13 protein-coding genes are annotated in these 13,686 nt (G+C 37.1%); all 13 read right to left on the reverse strand.

Annotation, left to right across the window (positions count from 1 at the left end):
* Position 1: 1 nt before the first annotated feature.
* Positions 2-1,333 carry a restriction endonuclease subunit S gene (locus HMPREF1320_RS07075; protein ID WP_009418084.1) on the reverse strand — a complete coding sequence of 444 codons (1,332 nt, stop codon included), beginning with the start codon at positions 1,331-1,333 and terminating at the stop codon, positions 2-4.
* A complete protein-coding gene (locus HMPREF1320_RS07080) occupies positions 1,320-3,581 on the reverse strand; it encodes an N-6 DNA methylase (protein ID WP_009418148.1) in 2,262 nt (753 codons plus the stop codon). Before HMPREF1320_RS07080 ends, HMPREF1320_RS07075 begins: the two co-directional genes overlap by 14 nt.
* Before the next feature lie 9 nt (positions 3,582-3,590).
* A complete protein-coding gene (locus HMPREF1320_RS07085; protein ID WP_009417924.1) occupies positions 3,591-4,271 on the reverse strand; it encodes a TIGR02117 family protein in 681 nt (226 codons plus the stop codon).
* Complete coding sequence (locus tag HMPREF1320_RS07090) at positions 4,268-5,290, reverse strand: NAD-dependent epimerase/dehydratase family protein (protein ID WP_009418056.1); 1,023 nt, start codon at positions 5,288-5,290, stop codon at positions 4,268-4,270. Before HMPREF1320_RS07090 ends, HMPREF1320_RS07085 begins: the two co-directional genes overlap by 4 nt.
* Entirely contained in the window at positions 5,290-5,475 is a 186-nt protein-coding gene (locus HMPREF1320_RS07095; protein WP_009417906.1) for a hypothetical protein, read from the reverse strand. The genes HMPREF1320_RS07090 and HMPREF1320_RS07095 overlap by 1 nt, the downstream gene beginning before the upstream one ends.
* A gap of 303 nt (positions 5,476-5,778) precedes the next feature.
* Positions 5,779-6,012, reverse strand: coding sequence for a hypothetical protein (locus tag HMPREF1320_RS11555; protein ID WP_034554332.1), 234 nt, complete (start codon positions 6,010-6,012; stop codon positions 5,779-5,781).
* A 160-nt stretch (positions 6,013-6,172) separates the two neighbouring features.
* Positions 6,173-7,033, reverse strand: coding sequence for a glycosyltransferase (locus HMPREF1320_RS07105; RefSeq protein WP_009417971.1), 861 nt, complete (start codon positions 7,031-7,033; stop codon positions 6,173-6,175).
* On the reverse strand, positions 7,034-7,714 hold the full coding sequence (locus HMPREF1320_RS07110) for an ABC transporter ATP-binding protein (protein ID WP_009410673.1): 681 nt from the start codon (positions 7,712-7,714) through the stop codon (positions 7,034-7,036).
* Between the two features lie 5 nt (positions 7,715-7,719).
* Positions 7,720-8,301, reverse strand: a complete 582-nt coding sequence (locus HMPREF1320_RS07115) for a non-canonical purine NTP diphosphatase (RefSeq protein ID WP_009418100.1) — start codon at positions 8,299-8,301, stop codon at positions 7,720-7,722.
* A 70-nt stretch (positions 8,302-8,371) separates the two neighbouring features.
* Complete coding sequence (locus HMPREF1320_RS07120) at positions 8,372-10,192, reverse strand: DUF349 domain-containing protein (protein ID WP_009417942.1); 1,821 nt, start codon at positions 10,190-10,192, stop codon at positions 8,372-8,374.
* Positions 10,193-10,319: 127 nt separating this feature from the next.
* The gene (locus HMPREF1320_RS07125) at positions 10,320-11,474 is read right to left on the reverse strand and encodes a cysteine desulfurase family protein (protein ID WP_009417975.1); all 1,155 of its coding nucleotides are present in this window, start codon (positions 11,472-11,474) and stop codon (positions 10,320-10,322) included.
* 21 nt (positions 11,475-11,495) lie between these two features.
* Positions 11,496-11,762, reverse strand: a complete 267-nt coding sequence (locus HMPREF1320_RS07130) for a DUF6722 family protein (protein ID WP_009417984.1) — start codon at positions 11,760-11,762, stop codon at positions 11,496-11,498.
* A 37-nt stretch (positions 11,763-11,799) separates the two neighbouring features.
* On the reverse strand, positions 11,800-13,659 hold the full coding sequence (locus tag HMPREF1320_RS07135; protein ID WP_009418052.1) for an SLC13 family permease: 1,860 nt from the start codon (positions 13,657-13,659) through the stop codon (positions 11,800-11,802).
* Between the last annotated feature and the right edge of the window lie 27 nt (positions 13,660-13,686).

Here is a 13,686-nt window from a genome sequence, read left to right on the forward strand (position 1 = left end):
TTTAGCTGAATATAGTTTGTTCAAATTCTTGTTCTGCTTGTTGTTTTAGGAGTGTTGCTCGTTCTCGTAAGATTTTTATTTCATTTTTATAAGTGTCTATTTGGGTTATAATAGCTTGTTGAGTTTCTTTAGGAGGAATGGGAATATTATAATTTGATATGATTTTTGCATTCAAATTAGGTTGAGCTGAACCATAAGCCATTTTTTTCAATCTTTTTGTTTGAGATTGCAAATATTCCCATAGAAAATCTATTTCTATTAAATTAGTATTTATATCAAACAAAACAGCACAGGCTTGATTTGTTGTAGCTTCTATACCTAATTTAGCTGTTTTACCAATTGTTGCTCCATACATAGCTATTACTAAACTGTCTTTCTTGTATAATTTAGCACTACTATTTTTAATAGCTTCTTCTGTTATTTTTTCCTCAGTATCATATATGATAGTATCGTTTAACTCTCCTGTTTTTATCCAAGGAATACTTCCTTCAAAATATTCTTTTCTTCCTCTTGAAGGTGTTCCGCCACTACTTATTTTACACAAATCAGAAATCTTATACATTGTGAATAAATGTTTAATATTTTCAGTGCTCAAGATAAAATCTATTCCCCATTTTTCTAAGTTTCCAAACTCCACAAATTGTAATCCTTTCTTTTTTGTTTTTTGTTCAGTTTTTTGTTCTATTCCTAAACTCTCAAACAGATAGGTTTCAATGTTTTTTTCTAAGGTTTCAGCTTGTTGCTCATAAGTGGTAGCTTGAGTTATTTTATCGTAATAGTTTTTTACAATGGTTTCTTGCTCGGATAAAGGAGGTAAAGGAACTCTTGTTGCTAAAAAGTCTGCTTGTTTTACTCTTGCTTTTGAAATACCTGTAGCTTTAGTATCTAAAAGTTTCTTAAATTCTTGAGTCCTTAATAATTTCTGCAAAAATTTACCAGAAACTATTGTATTATCAAATGTAAATATAGGATATTCAGAACTAACACCAAAAGGAGTATTCCCTTTATCATTATAAAAAATACAACCGTGCTTTACATTAATTTTCGAATAAATAATACTATTATCAGGAACTAAATAAATATCTCCTTTATAATTTTCTATGTCATTTAAATCTCTTAAAAAAAGTTCTCCTCCAAAATTAATCTTAGAGATAATAGCATATTTCTTTTCTATCATCTCTCTTTTAGATATTTTCTTTTTATAAGGAATTAACACATCTGAGAGAGTAATATTGTTTTTAAATTTTTTATCAGATATGTTTAAATATCTCTTAGTATCCCAAAAACCTAACTCCCTTAATTCTACAAATTTTAATTTCTTATAAGTTTTCATACTTGCTTTTTTGATAGAAAATTTCGGGTTCACCAACTTCTTTATCTGCTATTTGAATGCGATATACAAACTCACCTTTTACATCGTACTGAACGCTTTCGGTAAGTTTTCCCCACAGATGATTTTCAGAAGTATATTTTTTAAATTCTTCAGCCAAGGGCTCTAATTCGTTATATATACGAGCCCCTGTGGTACTAATACCTGCTTTTTCTACTTCGGCAATAGGAATAGTATAGTTAAACTCTTCTTTAACAATAGCTTTTATTTCTCGTTCTTTTTTAGCTTCAATATTTTTCAATTCGGCTCTCAGTTGTTTTTTCTCTTCTGCAGGTAATGCTTCTTTGCCTTTTTTAGCTAATTTCTGTTGGATATTTGCTACTTCCTCAGCATATTTAGCTTCTATTGTGATAGTTGCTTTGCTTTTAATACTTGCATATTGTAGCGCTTCTTCTTCTGTAAATTTTTTAAAAAACAATAAACTAGGTTTTACCGTAGCGCCGCTTGCTATAAACACATCTTGAGGAATAGATACGATTAGCAATATTTTTGCCTTGCTTTCTACATAATCTCGTACTTTTTGCAAATTACTATTGTTAAGCACACCTTCAGGAAGTACTATCCCCATTCTACCTCCTGGTTTGAGCAGGTTCAAGCATCGTTCTATAAAAAGCACTTCAGTAAGGGTACTCATTGCCCCCATTTTATAGAGGCTCACGAGAGGTTTCCCTATATTGTTATTCACTTGCTTTAATGCTTTATTATACTCATCACCATATCGTTTTTGGTATTTTTTGATACGTTCTTCATCAGTATATTTATCAGCTTCAGTAATTTTCAGTGATTTCTCTACACGTGCTCCAAAAGGAGGATTGGTAAGAATCACATCAAATCGGTTTTCAAAAATGCCGTTTACGTTTAGTAACCCATCATTGTGGTGTACACCTCCGTGACCATCACCGTGCATTATCATATTCATTTTGGCGGTACGGCTCATTCTAGGGTTGGCATCGGTTCCAAAAATACAATCATAACTCAATGTTCTAATTCGGCTTTTGTCATTGTTGATATTGAGTTCTTCATTTAACTGAGAGAAGAATTTATTTACTTTGTCGTCTATTTTTTCTTTTTCGACATCTGATAGTTTTTCGTAGGTTTCAGTGTAATATTCTTGTTTGATGAGTTCTTTTTCTTGTTGGACTTTAGCTTCTATTTTTGCACGGACATACTCGAAGGCTTTTATTAAGAAACCACCTGAACCACAACAAGGGTCACAAATAGTTTCTGTTTCTTGAGGGTCTAAGACTTCCACCATAAAATTAACTATGGTTCTCGGAGTAAAAAATTGTCCCAATTCTCCTCTGAATGTTTTTCCTAAAAACTCTTCAAAGGCGATCCCTTTTACATCATCGGAAGTAGTGGAAAGATTGTATATTTCCAATTCTTTTACAATAGCTTCAAAGCTATTCTCTCGTATTCTAATGATTTCAGTAGGTTCAAAAAGGTCATCATCTATATAACCTTTTTTAGTCTGTTCAAATAAAAATTGATAGAAATCTTTTCTTTCATTAAATCTATATTTCTCAAAATCTATTTTCTCTTTTTTATATATATCTAATGAAAAAATTTGATTTTTAGAATTATCCCTCTCATAAATAGTTTTTATGAATAGGATTTTACTAATTTCATCAAAAGCTGCCTCTGGTGAGAGCTTATCATTATTCCGAATAATTGAATGACACTTATATAATGTTTTAGTAAAATTTTCTCTTTGAAAAGTATTATTTTTATTTAATAATTTTTCTATCTCTTGAATATTTTGAGCCTCTTCTTTATTAGGAATATCTAAAATTTCTTCTACATTCTCAGAGTCAGTTCTGTATATTTTTGAATAAATCTTAGTTTGTTTAAAATTTGTTGCAACAAAAAATTTTGCTCCTATTTCTCTCGAAAAATCGAGCCCTTTAAAATAATCTTCTTTTTTTATGATAACACTATCTGCTTTACATTGTATAACTATTAAAGGACTCTCATTATTGATTTTACTATTTTTGTTTTTCCAAATAAGAATGCTATAGTTCAAATATATTCCTTGAACTTTACTATCTTGCTCCATTTGTTTTAGATCAAAACCATAGGAATTAACCAAACGGCAAATGTATTCTTGTCGTACTTTTTCTTCAGGTTTCAATACCAACCATTTATCCTTTAATGGTGCAAAAATTTTATTATCTTTTATTTGAACTTCCATTTTAAAAAATTAATGTTTATAATGCCTAAATATTCCTGAATCGGAGGCTGTCCAGAGGGCGTATTTTTGTCCGGCAGCACGAAGCCCGTAGTCAGCCCAAGTATTGCAGGTGTAGAGAAAGTTGTAAGTATCTTTGGCTTCATAGAAAGCATCGGTATTGCCGTAAACGGCATTGGTGGGAATAGGGATGTATTTACCCTGTGCATTTTTGTCGAACTGCTGGTCGATATAGCCTATCAAGCGCTTGTATTGTGCAGCTGTAAGACTTAGTTGCGCTACTTTTTCGTAGCCTTCACTACCGCCTAAATAGGTGGTGTGCATAGCTGAATCGCTCATCCAAAAAGCAGCTTTCACCGCTGTAGAGAACTTCAAATCAGCCCAAGTAGGGGTATTGAGGTAAAAACCTTTGTCACCCCAACCAAAAGCTAACCAATCACCTCGCATTTTTCCTTTGGTATCATCAGGGGAAACTTTGGTCGCCCAATTGATATATTCATTTTCAGTAGGTAGCACCAAATCAGTGTGCATTCCGTTAGAAAGAAGGTAGATGGTAATAGTTTTGGGGTCTGTTGTTTTTTCTGCAGAAATGGGAATTAATGGCAACAGCAAACACAGTGCCCCATAGAGCACTACAAAACCTACTACAAAGAGTAGAGTTTTCAAGAGGTATTTAAAAAGTTTTTTTATCATAGAGAGCTTCCAAGAGTTGTAGTTTTTATTTTATGACAAATCTCTTGAATCACTTCATCGATATCACTGTACTGAAAATCGATAAACTCTTTTATTTTATCACCATTATAAGTGCTTATCAAGCCAAGAGCATTGGCAGTTTGGAGGGTAAGAGCTCGCTTTTTAATACCAAAGAAACTCAAAAAACCGTCTAAACGTGCCAAACGACGTAATGTTTTATGCGAAATCTTTTTGGTTGGAGCTTTTACTCCCAAACCTTTCGCAATTTTCTCAAAAACCATTTGATAACTAAGATTAGCAGTATTCAGTATAAAGCGTTCTCCTGTAACCTCAGAGAACTGTAGCTGTATCATTGCGCGCACTACATCGTCTACCGCCACAAAGCCTGTACCCCCTGTGGGGTAATATTTCTGTCCATCAGCTACTTTTTTAAACCACAAGCCAGAGCCTTGTTCAGAGAAATCAGCACCCAACACCACTGAAGGATTTACAATAACCACTGGCAATCCTTCTTGCGAGCCACGCCATACCTCCATTTCGCCACCGTTCTTACTGATAGCGTAATCGGTGTTATAGTCCTCACTATTCCAGTCGTTTTCCTCATCAATAGGCGTATGAGGCAAAGCCGAAAGCGTAGCTACAGAGCTCACATAACAGAGTTTTTTTACCTTAAAGTCAATACACAAGTTTACGATATTAGCAGTTCCTTCCACATTCACTTTGATGAGCTGAGCAAAATCCTTAGGCTGAAAAGAGATGAAGCCCGCACAATGAAAAACAAAAGAAACATTCGCAAACGCTTGTTCGAGCGCAGGAATGTTACTTACATCGGCTTCTACCCATTCAATAGAGCGGAATTGTTCCGCTCCATTAGGAGATTCTTTTGTAAAAAGCTGTTCTATTTTTTCTAACGAATGGGTACTGCGATAGATAGCCCTTACTTTATGCGCCTTGTTTTGGGTAAGGTGAAAAAGTAAACGACTGCCAATCTGCCCTGTTCCACCAGTTACTAAAATCATTATTTCTCGTCTAAAAGAATGTGTTCATCAATAAGTTTAAGAGCCATAGGCGAATCTTTTTCGTCGTAGAACTCGAAGGGGTCAAGAATAGAACATACCAATTCTTTACTCACTTGGTCGCTCAGTAGTTCAATAATTTCAGTGGGCAAACTGGTTTGCGTTCTGCCATACTTGTGTTTTATCATTCTTGAACCTTGTTTTTTTAGTTTCTTAGTCGGGGCAAAGATAATAATTATTTGCCAAATATGCCATTTGATGCATAAAAATAACTGAAGAGCATTTAATTAGGAGTGGGGTAGAGGTATCCTTTGTATGCTATTACTTTTGCGGTATGGGTTTTGCTAAAATTTCAAAACTTCGGCAATGTTGAAATCTATTAAAAACTTTGTTTTTATGTCTATCTTAGCTTTAACTTACCTTCTACTTAGGTTCGTTCATCTTTTGTCTTTTCTTCGTTCATTGTTCATTTGCCCGTGCGGCTCGCACCGTCATTTGTTCGTCATTTGTTCGTTCATTGTTCGTCTTTTGTTCGTCTTTTGTTCGTTCATTGTTCGTCTTTTGTTCGTCTTTTGTTCGTCTTTACGTCGCTGTAGTTCCCCCTTTGGAGGAAGCCAGCGAAAGCTGGGTATGTGTAAGGGGGAGGTTTTCTTCGTCTTTTTTCTATCTGCCCGCGCAATTTGCACCGTCATTTGTTCGTTCATTGTTCGTTCATTGTTCGTCATTTGTTCGTCTCACTTTTCCGTTACTACACTCCCTCTCCTTGGGAGAGGGCTGGGGAGAGGATATTTTGTTCGTTGTTTGGTTGCCTGTCGTACTACGACCTCGCATCATCATCGATTTAGTATTATTGGCATTATTGGCATTTTTGATATTATTGCTTTTTCATTTTTTGCTTTTCACTACTTTACTGAAAATTCCTTTCCACCGGTATTGTCTTACCCATTTACCTTCTTCAGGAGTGAGTAAGTAAGGTTGTTTTTCTTGTTTAGCTTTATAAAATCCTTTGCAATAATCTAAGAAGAGTTTACTATTGCGTTTTCTTATGGCTAATTTTATGGCAGCGAGTAAAGTGAGGAAGAAACCGTATCGCAGACGGTAGAAAACGCTTCCTTGCAGGTAACGGGCATTGCTTTTATAGCCAGCACCTGTCGGGCGTAGGTGTTTTACGTGAAGAGTATCGTCAGTTTGTACTGTCCAACTCTGGTAGCGCGCCAATAGCTCATCGGCGGTGTCCCAGCCCATAGCTATTTTAAGTCCACCTATAGCTTCAAAACACGCCTTCCGATAAGATTTTACAGCACCTCTTAGGTGGTCTTTATTAGTGAGATTCTCAAGTACCCAAGAGCCATTTCTCTCAATATAACAAAAGCCCCCAAACATTCCCAACTGTGGATTTTCACTGTATTGCTGGCACATTGTTTCGAGATAGTTGTTAGGGAAGATGAGGTCGGCATCAAATTTGCAAATCACCTCTACGTCTTCTTTTAGGTAAGGAAGCCCATAGTTAAAAGTCTGCACTATTTTAGCCCCTGGTAGATGTTCACCCTTCTCACTGCGTTGCACCAATTGTACTACGGGATATTGGGTAGCAATTTGGTTCACTACCTCAGCAGTGGTATCGGTAGAACCGTCGTCTACTACTATAATTTGATAGGGAAGATAGGTCTGATTTAGCAGAGATTGCAAGGTAACACCAATGCTTTCAGCTTCGTTATAAGCAGGGATAATAATTCCGATATTCATTTACTTAGCACTATCAGTTTCTATAAGTCCGTCTTTTAAGCGGACAATCCGTTTGGCATACCGAGCAATGTCTTCTTCGTGGGTTACCAAGATAACGGTATTCCCTTTTTGGTAGATTTCGTCAAAAAGGTTCATTATTTCATAAGAAGTTTTAGAATCAAGGTTCCCAGTAGGCTCATCGGCTAAGATAATTGAAGGGTGGTTTACCAAAGCTCTCGCTATAGCTACTCTTTGGCGTTGCCCTCCTGATAGTTCATTGGGTTTGTGAAGCATACGGTCTTCTAATCCCACTAATTTCAGTACTTCTTTAGCGCGCTCGTGTCGTTTTTCTTTCTTAACGCCTGCGTATACCATAGGCAAAGCTACATTGTCTAAAGCCGTAGTACGTGGCATTAGGTTGAAGGTTTGAAATACGAAGCCTATCTCTTTATTGCGAATGTCGGCTAATTCCGAGTCGCTCATCTTGCTTACATCTTTACCGTTCAGAATATACTCGCCTGAGGTAGGCGTATCTAAGCACCCTAAGATGTTCATCAAAGTAGATTTACCAGAGCCCGATGGTCCCATAAGGGCAAGGTATTCTCCCTTTTCTATAGATAGGTTGATGCCTTTCAGTACGTGCAGTATTTCAGACCCTAATCTAAAATCTCGTTTGATATTTTTAATCTCTAATAAACTCATTTTTCTTACTGAATATTTTGGTTTAAGAAATGTAATAGCTTTCCAAAGGCTTTTCCACGGTGACTGATACGGTTCTTTTCTTCTTGGGTCAGCTCGGCAAAAGTTTGGTCAGAACCCTCAGGAATAAATATAGGGTCATACCCAAAACCGTTAGTGCCTACAGGGGTAGTGCCTATACGTCCCTTTGCGATACCTTCAAAAGTATATATAGAGCTATCTAAACATAAAGCAATAACCGTTTTAAACTGAGCCTCTCTGTGTGAGATTCCTTCCATATTCTTTAGTAGCAAATACATATTGTCTGCATCGCTTTTGTGCTCACCTGCATACCGTGCCGAATATACCCCAGGAGCATTGTTTAGTGCCTGTACTTCTAAGCCTGTATCATCAGCAAAAACGTTGCAATGATAATGCTCTTTGATGTATTGAGCTTTCAGCAAAGCGTTGCCCTCAATAGTAGTAGCAGTCTCGGCTATATCGTCATTGCAACCTATGTCGCTCAAACTTAGCAGTTCGATATTTTTAGGTAAAAGGGCTTGTATTTCCTTTAATTTATGCTGATTATGGGTGGCAAATACTAATTTCATACAGATATAAAACTCGAAAAGAGGTTACTTAGCAAGCATAACCTCTTCTCTAAATATGAAAACAATAAAATTATTCCTTTTCTTCAGAGGCTTCAGCTAATTGTGTTTTTTGCAAATGCTTTAGCTCACGAAGTTTATTTTCCCACGTTTTAAGAGCTTCTTTTTGGTTGTTGATGTTCTTAATCACATCGCGTACTAATGGGTTCTTCTCGTCGATATTACCAAAGAAAGCTAAGTTGTTTTCTAACTGTAGAATCTCCGATTTGAGTTCATCAATACGACGTCTTACAAAAATCACCTCATTGTTAAGGGAGTTCTCGTTATCATCGTTGATAAGTCGTTCTAACTTGTTGTTATACTTAATAAGCTCAATTTCTTGCTTATCAAAATTGAGTTTCTTGTACAGTGCATCAATAATCTTATGGAATTTGATGTCGATGGTTCTCTTAGAATGATGAGTATTTCCTATAGCATTCCATTCATTCACAAAGTTTTGTAAGGTTGTTATCTCTTTATCTCTATCGGTGCCTAATTGATATTCTTTCAGCTTATCCAAAAAGGCTTTCTTTTGTTCAAGCGCATCAGACTCTTTATTTTTAGAATGCTGAATAGTCTCAGCAAATCTACTGAAATACGTATCACAAGCTCTCTTGAATTCCTTCCAAATCTTTTCGGTATTTCTAAGAGGAACGCTTCCTATTTCTTTCCACTCTCTCTGAATGTTCTTCATCAGTTCAGTAGTGGTTTCCCAATCAGTGCTATTTTGGTTAGCTTTTGCTATTTCTAATAAGGCTAATTTCTTAGTGAGGTTCTCTTGTTGCTCTTTTTTAAGTGTTTTGTAAAATTGGTTCTTCTTCTTGTTAAAAGCACGTAAAGCTATATTGAAAGATTTCCATACCTCATCAGCTTGTTGTAAAGGTACTTTTCCTACATTTAGGAACGACTGACGTAAATCTTCTACTTGCTTAGAAAGCTGTTTCCAAGCGCTGTGAGTAGTAGGCTCTTTCTCACCGAGTTTCTTAATCCGCTCAATGATGCCTTGCTTCTTCACTGCATTTTCTTCGTATATCTTATCTAAGTTTTTGAGGTAATATTGGCGTTTGTCGTGTATTTTCTTAGTAAGTTCACTAAAACGTTGCCATATGCTTTCGCGGTGTTCTTTATCTACAGGACCTATTTCCTCTTTCCAAACACGGTGTAACACTTGTAGCTCACGAGAGGCAATGAGAGCATCTACGTCGTCTTGGGCAAGTGCTTCGGCACGCTCAATAATTTTTAGTTTTTCTTCTAAATTGCGCTTAAAGTCGATGTCACGTAAGTCTTTGCTGAGGTGGATAAAGTCATAGAAGTTCTCTACGTGGTGGTGATAAGTATTCCACAAATCCTCATAATCGGCATTAGAGACGGCTCCTGCTCTGCGCCAACGCTCTTGCAATTGTTGGAACTGCTTGAAGGTAGTACCCAAATGTTCTTCGGCATTGAGAAGGCTTTTGAGTTCTTCGATGATTTCTCGGCGTTTAGCAAGGTTTTCTTTATGGGTTTTCTCAATCTCTTTATAGTATTGATTACGCTTTTCGCGATAATCGTTGAAAGCGGTGTAGAATTCTCTATAAACAGGAATTTCGTAAGAAAAATTATACAATTCTCCTCCGTCGGCTATGAACTCTTCTTTTTTCTCTTCTACAAGAGCGTCGTATTTTTTGTCGAACTCATAACGAATAGCGTCCACTTGCTTTTTGATAGCTTGGGTTTTCTCAGTTTGGAGTAGTTCTTTTAGTTCTTTGGTTAATTCACTAAGAGACATTGCCTCATAGTTTACTAATGACGCATCTTCTAAACGGTTGTCCTCGCGGTTATCCTCTATGGCTAATGTGTTTTTTTCCTCTGACATATCTAAGATTTAAATGCAACTATTGTTTAAAAACGCTACTAAATTACAACAATATTTTGAATTACCTACTATTTTTCTGTAAATATTTTTCTGCTTAATGTGTAATAGAAATGTAAGTAGTTTATTATCAGTGATTATTATGGGAGATTTCTTTAAGGCTTTCGATAAGAAAATCGACGTCTTTTACTGTGTTAAAGATGGAAAAAGAGCATCTGAGCGAGGGATATTGTAGAGCTTCCTCAGGTAAAAAAGCCGATAGTACGTGAGAGGTTTGCACGCTTCCACTCTGGCAAGCACTCCCTTTGGAACAAGCAATGCCTTTTAAGTCTAACTGAAAAAGCAGGGTGCTATTTTGGTTTTTCAATAAGGGAAAACCTATGTTCACAATGGTGTAACTGCTTTCGTCTAAAGTATCCGACATTCCGTTAAATATCGCCTCTGGGAAATGATGTTTGAGTTGTTTGATAAAATAACGCTTCAGGTCTTTGAGCTTTTCAGTGTTTCTATCTAAATTAGTGTATGATAGACTAAAAGCAACTTCCATTCCTACTATATTATGAACAGCTTCGGTACCTGCACGCAAGCCTTTTTCTTGTTCGCCCCCTGTGATACTGCTGTGTAGCGCAATGCCTTTTCTAATAAAAGCAAATCCTATTCCTTTAGGTCCGTGAAACTTATGAGCTGAAGCCGTGATAAAGTCGGCAGGGATTTCCTCTAAATCGATAGGGTAATGCCCCACAGACTGTACGGTATCTGAATGGAAATAAGCATTGTATTGTTTACAGAGCACAGTTACTTCTTTTAAAGGTAAAATGTTCCCTATTTCGTTGTTTACGTGCATTAGGCTCACCAATACTTTTTTTTCAGTATATTGCTGGAGCAAGTACTCTAAATGAGAGAGGTCTACGACCCCTTTGTTAGTAAGATTTACGTAAACTATTTTTATAGGATATTCTTTGGCTAATGCCTCTAAGGTATGCAATACAGCGTGATGCTCTATTGGGGAAGAAATGACAACTTGTACACCTAAATCGTGCACACAACTGCGCAAGATAAGGTTATTAGCTTCAGTGCCCCCTGAAGTAAAAATAATTTCAGAGGGTGAAGCATTCAGTTGTTTAGCTATTTGCTTGCGACTATATTCAATAAGCGACTTGGCTTTACGCCCAAAAGCGTGTGTAGAAGAGGGGTTGCCATAAGTATCCCTCAGTACTTCCGTCATCTTCTGTATTACCTCTGGATAGACGGGGGTAGTAGCCGCATTATCGAAATAGACTTTCATAGTTTTGAGAGGAAGAAATAGTTATGCTCTGTTAGAAGTTGTATTATTTCTGCTATTATTGTTCTTGCGATAGTTTTTGTTGCGGTTGTTATTGTTGTTTTTATTCACCGCTCCTTTTTTCTGTTTAGAGAGGAAAAGCCCTACTATAAGAGCTAAAATAGCTACAGTAAAAGCGCACCAATAAGCATCGTTGCACGCGAAAGTTGAGTTAAATAGTGGAGCGATTAATAAGCCCGCAAATACGTATTTAGAAACGTCTAACAAAAAATCTGAAATTCTTTTTTTCATTCTTTACTTTTAAAAATTTCGGCAAAGATACAACTTTTTATTGAAATGGGAATAATAATGGCAACACGAATACCATTATAATACCCATAATGATTTGTAGAGGTAAGCCTACTTTCACGTAATCCATAAAAGTGTAACGCCCAGCCGACATTACTAATGCATTGGGCGGAGTGGAGAAAGGAGAAGCAAAACACATACTTGCACCTACGGCTACTGCAAACATAAAAGCGTGGGGTTGTAAGCCTAACGATAAAGCGGTTTTAATAGCAATGGGTGCCAAGAGTACGGCTGTAGCGGTATTGCTGATGAACATCGTCATAAGCGAAGTGGTAAAATACACGCCTGCCAAGAGTATATATGGACTCTTATCGCCTAAACTCCCTACTAATGCATTCGATACTAAGGCTGATACTCCTGTCTTTTCCAAGGCTAATGCCATAGGTAGCATACCTGCAATAAGTACAATACTCTCCCAGTTAATCGTCTTGTAAGCAGCTTCGATATTACGCAAAGCTCCTGAAATAACCATCAACAAAGAAGCGATAAGCACAGCAGTAACGGGTGCTATAGGGATAAAATCGAACATCATTGCTACTACCATCCCTACCATTATCAGCGCAGCGATAGGAGCTTTGTGGGTGAGGGTTACCTTAGATGCTTCGGCGAGAGGTTGTCCTAATACTACCAACTGACTGCGTTCAGCGTCCATTTTAGCAATGTGCTCCCAAGTTCCTTGCACCAATAGTATGTCACCAGCGTGCATCTTTTCGTCTTTCAAGTTTTGCAAAATATAGTTATCCTTGCGCTGAATACCTAAGATATTGAGCCCAAAGTGTTCGCGCAGTTTGCTATCACTGATGCGGGTGTTTACCAATTTCGAAGCGGGCATTATCAGTACTTCGGCTATGCCTATATCGTGGAAGTGTAACTCGTTAGGCAAGCGTTGTTCGGGGTGGTGTGTATCGAGAAAGTTTAAGTGATTTTCGGCGTTCATTTGTTCAATCGACTCAAAGCTACCGCGCAAATAAAGAATATCTCCTTCATAAATTACGGTATCAGCATTTACTACCTCTTGGTTGCCTGTTTTGAAAAAAGGATTGTTAGAAGTAGGTTTGCGCCTGATTTCTAATACCGAAATGTGATAACGTTGCGAAAGGTTGATTTCTTTGAGCGTTTTACCTATAAATAAAGTGTTTTCTTCTACTAATACGCGATATAAGTTGTTAGAGAGTTGATATTCACGTACCAAATCGGTAAGTGATTTGCCATTTCGGTTCCCTTCTTGCTTAGAATCACCTTTTTTAGAAAGAAAAAACTTACTGGTGGGAATTAAAACTAAGAGTCCTATTGCCAAACACACCAATCCCACTGGAGTAAAGGAAAAGAAAGTGAGTTTATCGTAGCCGTTTTTCACTAACTCTCCATCGATTACCAAGTTAGGAGGCGTACCGATGAGCGTCATCATACCGCCCATACTACTGGCAAAAGCCATAGGCATCAGCAGGCGACTACTGTTGATGTTACCACTCATTGCCATACTCACCACTATGGGCATCATCAAGGCTACCGTACCTGTATTGCTTACAAAAGCCCCGATAAAAGCGGTAACGAGCATTACCAAGATAAGGAGTTTTACCTCGCTATCGCCTGCCAAGCGTAAGATTTTACTGCTCATCATCTTTGCTAATCCCGTTTGGAAGATAGCACCTCCTACCACAAAGAGCCCTATCATCATCACTACTACCTTGTCCGAAAAGCCCGATAAAGCTTGCTCAGGGGTTAATATGCCAAAGAGCACCAAGAGCACTAAGGCACACATAGCTACCAAATCGGAGCGTACCTTCCCGCTCATAAAAAACAAAGCCGATATAAAAAGAATGATAAGAGTGGTATACATAACAAATTAGTTAATTAGCAAATGAAC

The organism is Capnocytophaga sp. oral taxon 335 str. F0486, from assembly GCF_000277665.1.
In the GTDB taxonomy this organism is placed as follows: domain Bacteria; phylum Bacteroidota; class Bacteroidia; order Flavobacteriales; family Flavobacteriaceae; genus Capnocytophaga; species Capnocytophaga ochracea.